This is a genomic window from Pelagibacterium halotolerans, assembly GCF_044811015.1.
In the GTDB taxonomy this organism is placed as follows: domain Bacteria; phylum Pseudomonadota; class Alphaproteobacteria; order Rhizobiales; family Devosiaceae; genus Pelagibacterium; species Pelagibacterium halotolerans_A.
This window is the reverse complement of the sequence record NZ_CP085243.1, coordinates 424878-438071: the sequence shown is the minus strand read 5'-3', so window position 1 is coordinate 438071 and position 13194 is coordinate 424878. Positions and strand designations below refer to the sequence as shown.

13 protein-coding genes and 1 pseudogene are annotated in these 13194 nt (G+C 60.1%); 1 reads left to right on the top strand and 13 read right to left on the bottom strand.

Annotated features, from left to right (window positions below; all coding sequences use genetic code 11):
* Positions 1-77 precede the first annotated feature (77 nt).
* The 4 genes and pseudogenes from LG281_RS02185 to yajC form a co-directional block, all read right to left on the bottom strand.
* The gene (locus tag LG281_RS02185) at positions 78-935 is read right to left on the bottom strand and encodes a phytoene/squalene synthase family protein (protein WP_404403920.1); all 858 of its coding nucleotides are present in this window, start codon (positions 933-935) and stop codon (positions 78-80) included.
* Positions 935-1324 (bottom strand): Mth938-like domain-containing protein, encoded by a 390-nt coding sequence (locus tag LG281_RS02180; RefSeq protein WP_404403918.1) that lies wholly within the window; start codon positions 1322-1324, stop codon positions 935-937. Before LG281_RS02180 ends, LG281_RS02185 begins: the two co-directional genes overlap by 1 nt.
* Before the next feature lie 9 nt (positions 1325-1333).
* Entirely contained in the window at positions 1334-3874 is a 2541-nt protein-coding gene (secD, locus tag LG281_RS02175; RefSeq protein ID WP_404403916.1) for a protein translocase subunit SecD, read from the bottom strand.
* Between the two features lie 274 nt (positions 3875-4148).
* Positions 4149-4478, bottom strand: a pseudogene (yajC, locus tag LG281_RS02170) (preprotein translocase subunit YajC); the annotation flags it as partial.
* Between the two features lie 167 nt (positions 4479-4645).
* Here yajC and LG281_RS02165 point away from each other — a divergent pair.
* Positions 4646-5524, top strand: coding sequence for an ATP-binding protein (locus LG281_RS02165; protein ID WP_404403914.1), 879 nt, complete (start codon positions 4646-4648; stop codon positions 5522-5524).
* Between the two features lie 42 nt (positions 5525-5566).
* Here the strand turns inward: LG281_RS02165 and LG281_RS02160 are convergent, their stop codons facing one another.
* The 9 genes from LG281_RS02160 to LG281_RS02120 all read right to left on the bottom strand — a co-directional run bounded on the left by LG281_RS02160 (position 5567) and on the right by LG281_RS02120 (position 13125).
* The gene (locus LG281_RS02160; protein WP_404403912.1) at positions 5567-6742 is read right to left on the bottom strand and encodes a peptidoglycan DD-metalloendopeptidase family protein; all 1176 of its coding nucleotides are present in this window, start codon (positions 6740-6742) and stop codon (positions 5567-5569) included.
* Between the two features lie 88 nt (positions 6743-6830).
* On the bottom strand, positions 6831-7493 hold the full coding sequence (locus LG281_RS02155) for a protein-L-isoaspartate(D-aspartate) O-methyltransferase (protein WP_404403910.1): 663 nt from the start codon (positions 7491-7493) through the stop codon (positions 6831-6833).
* 2 nt (positions 7494-7495) lie between these two features.
* Positions 7496-8275: a 5'/3'-nucleotidase SurE gene (surE, locus tag LG281_RS02150; RefSeq protein ID WP_404403908.1), complete on the bottom strand. Its 780-nt coding sequence runs from the start codon at positions 8273-8275 to the stop codon at positions 7496-7498.
* A gap of 9 nt (positions 8276-8284) precedes the next feature.
* Entirely contained in the window at positions 8285-9589 is a 1305-nt protein-coding gene (gene serS / locus LG281_RS02145; protein ID WP_404403906.1) for a serine--tRNA ligase, read from the bottom strand.
* 100 nt (positions 9590-9689) lie between these two features.
* Positions 9690-10535 (bottom strand): twin-arginine translocase subunit TatC, encoded by an 846-nt coding sequence (gene tatC, locus LG281_RS02140; protein ID WP_404403904.1) that lies wholly within the window; start codon positions 10533-10535, stop codon positions 9690-9692.
* Positions 10536-10538: 3 nt separating this feature from the next.
* Positions 10539-11264: a Sec-independent protein translocase protein TatB gene (tatB, locus tag LG281_RS02135; protein ID WP_404403902.1), complete on the bottom strand. Its 726-nt coding sequence runs from the start codon at positions 11262-11264 to the stop codon at positions 10539-10541.
* 38 nt (positions 11265-11302) lie between these two features.
* Positions 11303-11524: a twin-arginine translocase TatA/TatE family subunit gene (gene tatA, locus LG281_RS02130; protein WP_404403900.1), complete on the bottom strand. Its 222-nt coding sequence runs from the start codon at positions 11522-11524 to the stop codon at positions 11303-11305.
* Between the two features lie 127 nt (positions 11525-11651).
* Positions 11652-12338 (bottom strand): SMC-Scp complex subunit ScpB, encoded by a 687-nt coding sequence (gene scpB / locus LG281_RS02125; protein WP_404403898.1) that lies wholly within the window; start codon positions 12336-12338, stop codon positions 11652-11654.
* A 1-nt stretch (position 12339) separates the two neighbouring features.
* On the bottom strand, positions 12340-13125 hold the full coding sequence (locus LG281_RS02120; RefSeq protein ID WP_404403896.1) for a segregation and condensation protein A: 786 nt from the start codon (positions 13123-13125) through the stop codon (positions 12340-12342).
* Positions 13126-13194: the final 69 nt, after the last annotated feature.

Sequence of the window (13194 nt, the reverse complement as noted above, 5' to 3'; positions counted from 1 at the left end):
GCGCCAATATGCTCTAGTGGATTGTATCCTCGCCTTGGATGACAGGCTCAATCCGTCATTCAAGGCGAGGCAAGGCGCTAGCCGTTCCTCAGGCCCCACCAGATCAGCCGCAGTAACCGCCGGAGCGGTGCCGGGCGCGGCGGGGCTTTTAGAACCGATATCGGGTCGCGCGTGAGCCATGCCAGATCGGCCTCAACCAGAGCAAGAGCCGCAAACGCCGGACGCATGGGCTTGGGCAGTTCTGAAATCGCGCGCCGTGCCTTTTCGGCATGCTCTTGCGCCATGTCGACGATTTGTCCAAGCGCCGCAGTCATGCGGTCCGTCGCTCTGCCGGCATAGATGTCTCGCTCGGTGACCCCGTGTGCGGTAAAAACCTGCAAAGGCAGGAATATTTGTGCCCGCGCCGCGTTGAAGCCGAACGCCTTCATGTGACCGGTAAGCGCCTGCGCGACACCGAGATGGCCTGCTGCATCGGCTGCGGTCTCTGCGGGACCACCCGAAAGAATCATCGCTGCGTACTGGTAGAGGATCGACGTTGTCTCGCCAGCATAACCCTCGAATTGCCCCATATCGGTCATCGGGTCGTCATAGAGATCGAACCGGCGCGCGGCGAGGAGCCGCACGAGCGGTCCTGCCGGTAGCTCATATTCCTTGAGCGTTACGAAAAGCGCATCGGCAACAGGGTTCTGCGTCACCTCGCCGTGCCCCTTGCCCTCCAGCGCATCAACCCACCATTGCAGGCGAATTTCCCCCGGCGTTGGTTCGGATACGCGCTCGCGGATGCCGGCGACCTCGGCGGCAAAGGCGTAAAGCGCCTGAACGTTGGCCCTGTACGCCGGTGGGATGATCAGCGTTGCCGCATAGCGGTCCGGATCGGCCTCGCGCAATGCGTCGGTCGCGTGCCGGAAGCTTTCAGAGTGACGATGTTCCGCCATCAGCGGGCCTGTTCAACGGCAATCAGCGCGGCGCCAACAGCCCGGTCTTCACTGAGCAGGACGTTGTACGTCCGCACAGCACTACCGGTAGCAACAGCCTCGATGATGATACCTTTCTCGCGAAATGCCGCCCGGATTGCCGGGTCGATCGCCGCGATATCGGACCCGAGCCCGATCAGCAGAACGTCGAGGTCCTCATGCGCGAGCACGCGTTCGAGTGCAGCGAGTGTCACATCTTCCGCCCGTTCAACCTCCCAGGCAAACATGCCTGAGGGCAGACAGAGAACCGAGCCGCGGTGCGACATGCCCGCGAACCGGAACCCAAGATTGCCATAGGCCTCAATCGCGGCCTGATAGGGATAGTGGCCTTGCCCTGGTTCCCAACTCAAGAATGGCTCCTATACGGCGGCGCCGTCAGCCCGCTTTTCCGGTTTAGCTGGCCCTGCCTCGGCCTCGCTCCGCGTCTTGACGCCCAAGTACAAAAGAATGGGCGCGGAGACGAAAAGCGACGAGTACGTCCCGACCAGAACGCCCCAAGCCATAGCTATGGTAAAGCTGCGGATCACTTCGCCGCCGAAGAACACCAGCGCCAAAAGAGCAAGCGCAGTCGTGCCCCCTGTGAGGATCGTGCGGGTAAGGGTCTGGTTGAGCGACATGTTGATGATGTCGCCAAGCGGTATGCTCTTGTATTTGGCAAGGTTTTCGCGAATGCGATCGTAAATCACCACCGTATCGTTGAGCGAATAACCGATGACCGTCAGCACTGCCGCGATACTCGATAGATTGAATTCAAGCTGCAGGAGCGCAAAAAGCCCCACGGTGAGGATCACGTCATGCACAAGCGCCAGGATAGCGCCGATACTGAATTGCCACTCGAACCGCAGCCAGACATAGATGACGATACCGACCATCGCCACAAGGATGCCGACGATACCATTGAAGGCCAATTCTCCTGAAACCGTTGGCCCGACAACCTCGGTGCGGCGCACGTCGTACTGATCCGAGACCGTGTCGGCCACCAGGGTCATGGCCTCTTGCTGAGCGGTGTCACCACCCTCTTGCGTTCCGATTCGTACCAGAACGTCCTGAGGCGCTCCGAATTCCTGAACCTGCACTTCACCGAGTCCAAGTGCGCCGAGCTCAGCACGCAGCGCACCGATATCGGCCTCGCCTTCCTTCGCCTGAAGCTCGATAGAGCTGCCTCCGGTGAAGTCGATGCCCAGGTTGAGCCCCCGCGTCGCTTCCAGCCCGACGGTACCGAGAATCAAAACGATCGTGAAAGCGAAGCCGATCTTACGCCAACCGATGAACGGAATTTTCGGTTCGGTCGGCAGGAAACGCTCGAGGATATTGACCCTAAGGGTCTTGGGCCGCTTCCAGGAAAACCAGTACCCCACGAGCAACTGAGTCACGAGATAGGCCGTGAACATTGTGGTCAGGACACCGATCGCGAGCGTCACCGCAAAGCCCTGGACCGGCCCTGAGCCCAGAAAGAAGAGAACCCCCGCCGCGATCAGCGTCGTCACGTTGGCGTCAACGATCGTCGTCATCGCGCGCTTAAAGCCGGTCTCGATCGCTTGATACGCGGTTCGCCCCGCCCCGAATTCCTCCCGGATGCGTTCGAAGATCAGAACGTTGGAGTCGACCGCCATGCCGATGGTCAGAACGATACCCGCAATACCCGGCAAGGTAAGCGTCGCCCCTAAAGTAGAAAGCGCCGCAAGGATCATGCCGACGTTGATGACGAGCGCGATATTCGCAAACAACCCGAACAGTCCATAGGCCGCGAGCATGAAGAGCGCGACACCGAGCGTTCCGATCACACCCGCCGTGACACCGGCGCTGATCGAGTCCGCACCGAGGCTCGGTCCGACCGTGCGCTCTTCGATCACATCGAGCGTCGCGGGCAGCGCGCCTGCGCGAAGCAGAACTGCGAGGTCGCTGGCGCTTTCGGACGTGAAATTGCCCGAGATCTGGCCCTGCCCTCCCGTGATCGGTTGCTGGATAACGGGTGCTGTGATCACCTCGCCATCGAGCACGACGGCAAAGCGCCGATTGACGTTTTCGCTCGTTATCTCGCCGAACGTTATCGCACCCTGGGTATTGAACCGGAACGAAACGACAGGCCGGTTGCTCTGGTCGAAGGCAGGCTGTGCATCCACCAGTTGCTCGCCACCAAGCGCGACATCTTCATAAATAAGCTCTTCGCCGCCCTCGCGGGTCGGCACGATCTCGGTGCCTACCGGAAGTCCCTGTTGCCGGGCCTGTGCCACGGACATGTTGGGATAGACCAGATGGAAGGTCAGCCGGGCAGTTTGCGAAATGAGGTCCTTGAGCCGTTCCGAATCGTCAAAGCCCGGCACTTGCACGAGAATACGATCGTCGCCTTGCCGCGCAATCACTGGCTCGGTGGTTCCGACCTCGTCGATACGGCTACGGATGACCTCGACGGACTGGGTCACCAAAGACGACATCCGGCTCGCAATGCCCTCCTCCGTGAGCGCGATCCGAATCCGGTTGTCCGGCGTTACCGTGATCTCGGTCTCCGGCGTCGTGCCGGCGGAAAAAGCAGTTCCACCAATCGTGGTTTCCAGCGGCTCCAGCGCCTGACGCGCCGTATCGACCTGGCTCGGATCGGTCAGTTCGATATTGAGCGTATCGCCCTGAGTGGTAATGATGGAGCCAATTCCCGCCGCAATCAGGATGGAGCGCGCGTCACGGCGAATTTCGCTCAGCCGGTTCTCGACAATCTCTTCGCGATTGACCTGCAACAGAAGATGCGAGCCGCCCTGCAGGTCGAGCCCGAGCACGATGCGCTCTTTCAGAATATCCGGCCATCCGGCAACCGTATCCTCATCGAGGAAGTTCGGGATCACCATAGCAAGGCTCAGCACCGCAACGAAAATGATGATTGCGGACCGGATCGGCGAGAATTTCATAGTGTGACCATCCTGACGGGTCGAGAATAACTGGCGGGCCATCCAAATGTGCGGCCCGCACTGCGTGTAATGCCGTTGATGTGGCCAAATTATGCTGGGCCACTTATCCTATGCGGCTTTACGACTTGCTTTCATCGCTATCGCTTCCCGAAGCATCATCAGCGGTATCCGAACTTTCATTCGCTGCCGTCTGCTTTGGATTGCTCTTGCGTGTCGCACGTCGCGCGGGCGACTTCTTGGCCGGAGTGCTTTCGACCTTCGCCTCGTCTGGCGTATTGTCGTTGACCGGTTCAGATTTGGTCCTCACGTCGGAAATCATGGAACGCACGACCTTAACCTTGGTGCCCGAAGCAATCTCGACTTCAAGGTCATCGCCTTCGGTCACTTTGGTGACCTTGCCCACGATGCCGCCGCTCGTGATGACAGTATCACCGCGCTTGATCGCGCCGAGCATCGCCTGATGCGCCTTCATCCGCTTCTGTTGGGGCCGGAAGATGAGGAACCAGAAGATCACGATGAGCAGAATGATTGGAACGAAGCTGGTGATGAAATCCGCTCCCGATGCACCACCGGCGCCTTGCGCATAAGCGGGCGAAATGAACATAAATAAGGACTCCTTGCGGTCTGCTTGTCAAAGCATGGCTGATTGGCCCATATAAGGGCCGCGTGCGGGTTTGGGCAGCCCCCGCCGCCCAAAAAATCGCGCGGACTATACAATTGGGCCCGTTGAAAGGCAAAGCCTATCGGCCCAAACAAGGAGCCTTTCCCCTCGTGACCGATTCCGAAAATCTCTCCCGCATTTCATCAGCGCTGGAGCAAATCGCCACTGCGCTCGGTAGTATGGCTGGACTGTCCACCACGGCGCCTGAACTCATTGCAGAGACCGACGCCTATACCTGGGACGCCGGACGGCAGAGACTCTCGCCGGTCGCCAAGGTGAACCGCGTTCCACTCGAACTGCTCGCAGGAGTCGCGCATCTGCGCGATCAACTCGTTGAAAACACCCTGGCTTTCGCGCGCGGCTATGGCGCCAACAACGCCCTGCTATGGGGCGCGCGCGGCATGGGAAAGTCTTCGATGGTCAAGGCGGTGCACGCCCATATCAACGCGCTCGCCGACCCGGCGGTTGCAAAGCTTATTCTCATTGAGATCAACCGCGAGGATATCGGTTCGCTACCGGTCCTGCTGCGCTTTCTCGTGACGCGATCTGAGCGCTTTATCCTCTATTGCGACGATTTGAGTTTTGACCGCGACGAAACGACCTACAAGGCGTTAAAGACGGTTCTCGACGGTGGCCTTGAAGGCCGTCCGGCCAATACGCTCTTTTACGCGACATCGAACCGGCGGCACCTCATGCCGCGCGACATGATCGAAAACGAGCGCTCGACGGCGATCAATCCCAGTGAAGCGGTCGAGGAGAAGGTATCGCTGTCGGACCGCTTTGGTCTCTGGCTCGGCTTCCATAAATGCGACCAGGACACCTATCTCGACATGGTGCGCAACTACGTGCGCTACTACGGTATCGAAATTGACGAGGACGAGTTACGCGCGAAGGCGATCGAATGGTCCGCTACGCGCGGTGCGCGCTCGGGCCGTGTCGCCATCCAGTTCGTGCGGCATCTGGCGGGCGAAAAAGGCCATGCGGTTTAGCCGCACGGCCTCATTTTCTAGAATTATTCCGTTGGGTTGGATCTAGCCGGCCAAGTGCGGGACCGGATCGACAGGTGTGGCGCCGCGGCGCAGCTCGAAGTGTAGCTGCGGGCGGTTGACCGAGCCCGTCATCCCTACGGTGCCGATGGTGTCGCCGCGAGAAATGGAATCACCCTTGACGACACTGATGTTCTGAAGATGTGCATAGGCCGAAACGAAGCCGTTCGCATGCTTGACCAGAACAAGATTGCCGTAGCCCTCAACAGCATTGCCGACATAGATGACCTCGCCGGTCTCCGCGGCTCGGACCGTTGTGCCTTCCGGCGCTTCGATATTGATGCCGGTACCTTTGGACGCGGCGAAATCCGTAATAACCCGGCCCGAAAGCGGCCAACGGAACGTGTCACCGGAATCCGCTGCCGCAGGAGCGTTCTGCTGAGGTGCAACGGAGGCGGTCTGGGCTGGCTGTTGGGTTTCCGCTGCTGCTGTGGGCGTTGCCGCGGCCGGCGCCGCAGCGGTCTGTGTCACAGTGTTCGCAGCCTGCGACCCATTCGGCGCGGTGAGAGTCTGGGTACCGTTGGCGGATGCAACCTGCTGTGGCTCCTGCCCACGTTCGGCAAGAAGATCGGGCCGCCCCGGGATGATAAGCTGCTGGCCGACGCGGATCTGATCCGGCGCGGCGATATTGTTTGCCGCAATGATGTCGGTCGCGCTCACATCGTAGCGGCGCGCGATCGTATAGAGCGATTCACCGGAGACGATGGTATGGCGGTATGTATCCCCGGACACCACGGCAAGCTGCGGCGTCTGCGTCGCAGCGGGCTGCTGGGGTATTACGGGACTCGGGGACGCGGAAGCAACTGCGGTCTGCGCTGGCATGGTTTGGGTACTCGTTACTGGCGATGAGGAAAGAGCAGGAAGATCCGAGGAGACGACGCCCGACTGCTGCACACCGACTGGCTGCCCCGTCGTACGATCGATAAGCCCGGGCTGACCGGCAGTAACCTGCGTCCCGTTACCGACATTGGCTGGCGGCAGGAAGCTTGGCATGATCTGACCGATCTGCGCCCCACCCACGCGGCTCGTCGAACTCGTCACCGTGGGATCGCTGCCCTGAGGTCCCAAACTGGCGCATCCGGCAAGAGCCAGAGATGCGGCCGCAAAAACCAGCCCGGATGCAGCGGTTCGGGAAAGAGATCCATATACGCGGAAACTCATGGGGCTACTCATCAACTCGTCTACTCGATGCATTTAGAATAAACTTGTTAAGGTAAAGACGAGCTTAAGGAGCAAAAAGCCAACGATATTAAAGCGTTCGTGACCGCCCCGGTGTTAGAGGGGGCAAACGCACACTGCCGATCTCGGTCTCGATGAAATCGTCCTCCGCTCTTTCGATTCGGAGGATTGCCTGTTTTTCACTTGCGGGCCCAAGCGCCAGGATCGCAATCCCCCCATCGGCGAGTTGCTCAACCACCTCCTCGGGCACATCCGTGACCGAACCGGTAAAGAGGATGCGGTCGAACGGTGCCTGCTGCGGCAGTCCGTTGAATCCGTCCTCGTGCAACCCAACGATGTTGTTATACCCGATCCCTCGCCAGCGCTCGAGGGCGTCGATTGCCAGCACACGGTATTTCTCTAGGCTAAAGACCCGCCGCGCCATGCGCGAGAGGAGCGCAGCCGAATAACCCGACCCCGTCCCCACCTCGAGCACCTTGTTGGCGCCCTGTGGCTCAAGCCCGGCAATCAACCCCCCGAGAATCGTCGGTGAGGTGATCGACTGCCCACACGCGATCGGCAAGGAGCCCTCGCGATAGGCGTATTGTTCGAACTGCTCGGGCACGAACGCTTCGTGCGGCACTGTCTCGAAGGCGCGAAGGATGTCGGCATCGGTGATGCCGAGTTGGCGAAGATGCAGGATCAGGCTGGCCCGCGCTTCAAAGAGTTCGGCTGGCCCATCCTGGTCGCTCATGCTCACCTGCGCATGCGTCCGGAAAACGGTAACCGTCCGTCATACCGCTCGATCAGCGTCATATCGGTCTGCTGCAAGAGCAAAGGCGTCACCGTGATCGCGTTGTCTTCGTGCAGGATATGGAAATCTGCGCCGGGGTCCAGAGGTTTAGGCGTCTGCAGGATAGCAACGAAATGCTTTCCGGCGTTGTCGCTGGGATAAAGCTCGAACGGCGAATGCGAAAACCGCTGATGCGGTACGAGCCGGATGCCACTGACCGCCTCTGGTGGGCAAAGCGGGAAATTGACATTGAAATAGCTATCGCCACCTCGAGGTAGCGCCAAAACGGATTCGATCGTTTCAGCTCCGAAGGCCCGCGCGCAATCCCAGCTGATCTCGTCGCGCCCGTCCGAATAGTCCATGCCTTGGCTCAGCGCGATTCCGACAGCCCCGTGCAACGCCCCTTCGCGCGCGCCCGCCGCAGTGCCAGAGCAATGCAGGATATCGCCCAGGTTCTGGCCACGATTGACGCCCGAAAGGACAATATCGGGCTTTTTGTCCTTGAGCAGATGCGTCACCCCCGCGACAACACAGTCCGCAGGCGTCCCGTCGAGCGCGAAAATGCGGTCTCCGCGCTCTTCGAGCTCGATTTCATAGCCGAAGGTGAACCGATGCCCGGTCCCGCTCTGGTTATGCGCAGGCGCGACCACCCAGACATCGTCGGACAGCGTCAGCGCGATTTCGCGCAGGAGAGCCAGCCCCGGCGCATCCACGCCATCGTCATTGGTCAAAAGGATGCGCACGAGGATCTCCTATCCACCGATGGTCTCGATGCCCCCCATATAGGGCCGCAGCGCTGGCGGGATTGTGACGGAGCCATCTTCGTTCTGGTAGTTCTCCAGCACTGCGACCAGCGTCCGGCCGACGGCAAGTCCGGACCCGTTGAGCGTATGGACGTAACGTGGCTTGCCCTCGCCGTCCCGGTAGCGTGCATCCATGCGCCGTGCCTGGAAATCCCCGCACAGCGAGACCGAGGAAATTTCGCGATAAGCATTCTGTCCCGGCAGCCAGACCTCGATATCGTAGGTCTTCTGCGCGCCGAACCCCATATCGCCCGTACACAACGTCACGACACGATAGTGAAGCCCGAGCCGCTTGAGGATTTCTTCCGCGCAGCCGAGCATACGTTCGAGCTCTTCGCGTGAGGTCTCCGGCGTCGTGATCGAGACCATCTCGACCTTGGTGAACTGGTGCTGACGGATCATGCCGCGCGTATCGCGACCGGCGGAGCCGGCTTCGGAGCGGAAGCACGGGGTAAGCGCGGTGAGGCGCAGGGGGAGGTCGGATTCGGGAAGGATCGATTCACGCACCGTGTTGGTGAGCGGCACTTCGGCGGTCGGGATCAGTGCGAGCCGTCCATCGCCGTGGCCGGCAAAGAAGAAATCGCCGTCGAACTTGGGCAATTGGCCCGTGCCATACATGGCTTCGTCCCGTACCAGAAGCGGCGGCTGGACTTCCAAATATCCGTGCTCAAGCGTCTGCACGTCGAGCATGAACTGCCCCAGCGCCCGCTCGAGCCGCGCCAACTGCCCCTTGAGCACCACGAACCGGCTGCCCGAAAGCTTGGCCGCGGTTTCGAAATCCATCGTGCCCCACGCCTCGCCAAGCTCGTAGTGCTCTTTGGGCTTGAACGCGAATTCCGGTTTGGCAGGCCGCGTCGTCTCACCTTCGTTCGCGCGGAAATAGGGAACATTATCGCTCTCGTCCGCACCTTCCGGAACCTCATCGAGCGGCAGGTTGGGAATGACCGAGAGCGCCTCACGCAACTGTTCGGTCAACTCACGTTCGCGAACTTCAAGGTCTCCGAGCGTATCCTTGAGCGCCTTGACCTCGGCCATGAGCGCTTCGGCTTTCGCCTCGTCCTTCTGCGCCTTGGCCTGCCCGATCTGCTTGGAGGCGGCGTTGCGCTTTTCCTGGATGGTATTGAGTTCGGTCACCACGGACCGGCGCTCATCGTCGATGGCGATGAGGGACGACGCCTGCGGCTCCATCCCGCGCTTTTTGAGCGCGGCATCGAAAGCCTCAGGGTTGGCGCTGATCCATTTGATGTCGAACATGTCTCATAGGTCCGGTTGGCATGAATTGATGTCGGTTGCACAACTTGCAACCGCTCGTGCCTAACCGAGCCCGGGGGGAAAGACAAGCCGACTACGAGGCTTAGCTTTCCAGATCCTTGGCCAACTTCGCTTCCCTGGCCAGCCGCCGTTTTTCGATGAACCGCACGGCTATGATCGAAAGCTCATAGAGAAGCAGCAACGGGATTGCCAATCCGATCTGGGAAATCGGATCCGGCGGTGTAAGGAAAGCAGCAAGCGTGATGACGACAACGACGGCATATTTGCGCCAGCGCTTAAGGTCCTCGACCCCGATCAATCCCACCTGCGCCAGCAGCGTCAGAATAACCGGAAGCTGAAAACAAACGCCGAATGCGAGCAGCAATGTCATTGTGAGCGACAGGTATTCGGAAACCCGCGTCACCATTTCAATCGTCACGCCGCCAGTATCGGTCTGCTGCATCCCGAGGAAGAACCGCAGCGCAAGCGGCATCACACCGTAATAGACGAGGGCCGCGCCAGCTATGAAACACACCGGCGTTGCAATGAGATACGGCAGAAACGCCAAGCGCTCATTTTTGTAGAGTCCCGGCGCGACGAACAGGTAAATCTGACTCGCAATGACCGGGAACGCGAGGAATATCGCCGCGAACAGCGCGACCGAAAGCTTGGTGAAGAAGAATTCCTGCGGAGCGGTGTAGATCAACCGCACATCTTCAGGACTCCCCGCTGCCGAAATGAACGGACCGAGGAGGAAGTTGTAGATCTGATCCGCGACGAAAAAGCACGCAACGAATAGGATCGCGAGCGCAACGACGGAATAGATCAGCCGCGTCCGCAATTCCGCCAAATGCTCGATAAGCGGCGCCTCGCTGCCCTTGAGTTCGTCGTCAGAGCCTGGATGCGAGTCGGAACCGATGGCTTTCTGCTCGGATTCGGTTGAGGCCATGGCTTAGTTTTCCCCCGAATCCGCTGCCGCGCCCGTTTCGGCCTTTTTCGCACGCGTCGCCCTGCGCGGCGACGCCGTGCGCTTGGGCGTGGCGCGGGTCGCCTTGGTACCGGACTTAGGCGGACCGTCGCCGCCGGATGCGGTCGGCTTGGATTTCGCTTTGCCCGATTTCGTTGCGGATGCCTTGGTATTCGTGGCGCCAGCCGCGGACGGTTTCGCTTTTCCGGTCGACTTGGCGGGTTTGGATCCGCTTGCGGACGCCGATTCATTCGCCTTGGCTTCGGCCCTCGCGGCAGCCGTTACGCGCGCGGATGGTGTTGCGGCCTTGGTTTTGATCGATGATTCGCCACCATCAGCCCCATTCGCCTCCTGCTCGACCGGCGTCATACCCGCGCGTGCGCGGATTTCGTCGGCAACGCTTTCCTTGCCCGGTTCGGACGGCTTAAGCTTGCCGGTCGGCTCGACCTTGCCGTCCCTGATGGCATTGAACTCGCGATTGATGTCCTGCGAAGTCTGCCGCAAGGGTTCGGTAATCGACCGCTTAGCCTCCTTGACCTCGTCAAGCGCAATGGCTTTGTCGATCTCGCGACGGAACTCGTTACTCATACGCCGGACGGTTCCCATCATCCGCCCCAGATTGCGCAGCATCACAGGCAGGTCTTTCGGGCCCACCACAATGAGCACAACCGCGGCAAGCACGAGCATTTCGCTCCAGCCTAGGCCAAGCATCGATTAGTTATCCTTGTCTGCCGGCAACAGCGCCGAACTCAGGCATCCTTGCTGCGTTCGGCGTCCTTGGCTTCGGACATCGGAGCTTCGGACTTCGACTGATCGATTTCGGCTACAGGCTTTTCTTCATCAGCCATGCCTTTGCGGAAAGCCTTGATGCCGCCGGCAACCTCGCCCATCAGGCTTGAAATCCGGCCACGGCCAAAAAGCAGCAGTACGACGACTGCGATGATAAGAATGCCCCAGGGTCCTGGATTCATGTAACTGCACCTCCTGTGGTCGGCCGCACTGTTCGGCCAACGGATTTTCTTTGAGAGATATTGTCAATTGGCGCCGAAAACAAGGACGAGTTGATCCAAAAGCGCCGCTCGGTTTGCCGCAGGGCCGTTATTCGCGTGTCCGATCGTCGTCCTCGGCAGAAATGTCTTCATCGCCGGCGTCATCGGGGTCGAGCGGATCCTCGTCTTCCCGCAGGCCGCCATCATGCGGCAGTGGCACCTGAAAACTCGGTGGAATGCGGCTCGAGAGCAAGCCGGCCCCTTTGAGGTCTTCGAGCCCAGGCAGGTCACCCAGCGTCTCAAGCCCGAAATGATCGAGGAACGCTTCGGTCGTGCCGTAGGTCACAGGCCGCCCCGGCGTCCGCCGCCGCCCCCGCATGCGCACCCATCCCGCTTCCATCAAAACATCGAGAGTGCCTTTGGAAATCGAAACCCCGCGCACCTCCTCTATCTCTGCCCGGGTCACTGGTTGGTGATAGGCGATAATAGAGAGCGTTTCGAGCGCGGCGCGTGAAAGCGGCTTGTTCTCGGTTTCCTCCCGACGCAGCAGAAAGTTTAGATCTTCGGCAGTGCGAAACGCCCATTTGCTGCCTCGGCGCACAAGATCGATTCCACGTGGAGCGTAAATCTCCTGCAATTCGCGCGCGAGCACCTCGGGGTCCGCGCCGTCACTGAGATAGGGCTGGATCTCCGAGAGCGCCAGGGGCTCGGCGGAAGCAAATAGCAGCGCCTCCATGATCCGCAGATTGCGGGCATGGAGTTCCATCCGTTCTTCAGTCTTTTCCTCGTGGTCCATATCAGGCTTGTTCGCTCCGCCGCCGCAGCATCAAAGGCGCGAATGCCTGGCTTTGGCGCAGTTCGACCTGGCCCAGCCGCACGAGCTCAAGTGAAGCTGTAAAGGTCGAGGCCAGTGCCGTCGTCCGCTCTTCGGGTTTTGCAAGATATTCCGTGAGGTAGGAATCGAGCGAAACCCATTCGAAACTTTGTCCGATCAGTCGCTCCAGAATTTCGCGCGCCTCCTGCAACGCCCAAACGGTGCGCTGCTTAGGGGCATAATCGGCTGGGATATTCCGTTCCCGTTGGGCGGCATAAGCCCTCAGAAGCTGATAAAGATCGGCCTCCCAAAGACTGTGCTTCGTGATCGAGACCGGCTCGGGCATGCCGCGCGCGAAGACCTCGCGGCCGAGACGCGGCCGGTTCATCAGCCTCTCGGAGGCCTCCCGCATCGCTTCCAGCCGTGCGAGCCGGAACTGCAGCATCGCAGCCATTTCCTCGCCGCTCGGCTCCTCGTCATCGACCTGTTGGGGGACCATGAGACGGCTTTTAAGATAAGCGAGCCACGCAGCCATCACCAGATAATCGGCGGCAATCTCGATCCGCTGCTTCCGGATCGTCTCAATGAATGCAAGATATTGCTCCGCAAGCGCCAACACGGAAATGCGCGAAAGATCGACCTTCTGCTTGCGCGCAAGGTCCAGCAACAGATCGAGCGGACCTTCATAGCCGCCCACATCGACATACATTACCGCATCCGGCTTCGGATCGGGGTTTTCATCGAACCAGCTATGCAAGGGATCGGCCATCAAGGGCTCACAACGGGAGAAACACGCTTTGCGCGAGCATTGCCACTCCCCTCAAGCACGTCAAGCCTT

Bases quoted from the DNA above. Each gene is read 5' to 3' on its own strand.
- LG281_RS02185 (WP_404403920.1), bottom strand. From the start codon at position 935: ATGGCGGAACATCGTCACTCTGAAAGCTTCCGGCACGCGACCGACGCA.
- secD (WP_404403916.1), bottom strand. From the start codon at position 3,874: ATGAAATTCTCGCCGATCCGGTCCGCAATCATCATTTTCGTTGCGGTG.
- LG281_RS02160 (WP_404403912.1), bottom strand. From the start codon at position 6,742: ATGAGTTTCCGCGTATATGGATCTCTTTCCCGAACCGCTGCATCCGGG.
- LG281_RS02155 (WP_404403910.1), bottom strand. From the start codon at position 7,493: ATGAGCGACCAGGATGGGCCAGCCGAACTCTTTGAAGCGCGGGCCAGC.
- serS (WP_404403906.1), bottom strand. From the start codon at position 9,589: ATGTTCGACATCAAATGGATCAGCGCCAACCCTGAGGCTTTCGATGCC.
- tatC (WP_404403904.1), bottom strand. From the start codon at position 10,535: ATGGCCTCAACCGAATCCGAGCAGAAAGCCATCGGTTCCGACTCGCAT.
- tatB (WP_404403902.1), bottom strand. From the start codon at position 11,264: ATGCTTGGCCTAGGCTGGAGCGAAATGCTCGTGCTTGCCGCGGTTGTG.
- tatA (WP_404403900.1), bottom strand. From the start codon at position 11,524: ATGAATCCAGGACCCTGGGGCATTCTTATCATCGCAGTCGTCGTACTG.
- scpB (WP_404403898.1), bottom strand. From the start codon at position 12,338: ATGGACCACGAGGAAAAGACTGAAGAACGGATGGAACTCCATGCCCGC.
- LG281_RS02120 (WP_404403896.1), bottom strand. From the start codon at position 13,125: ATGGCCGATCCCTTGCATAGCTGGTTCGATGAAAACCCCGATCCGAAG.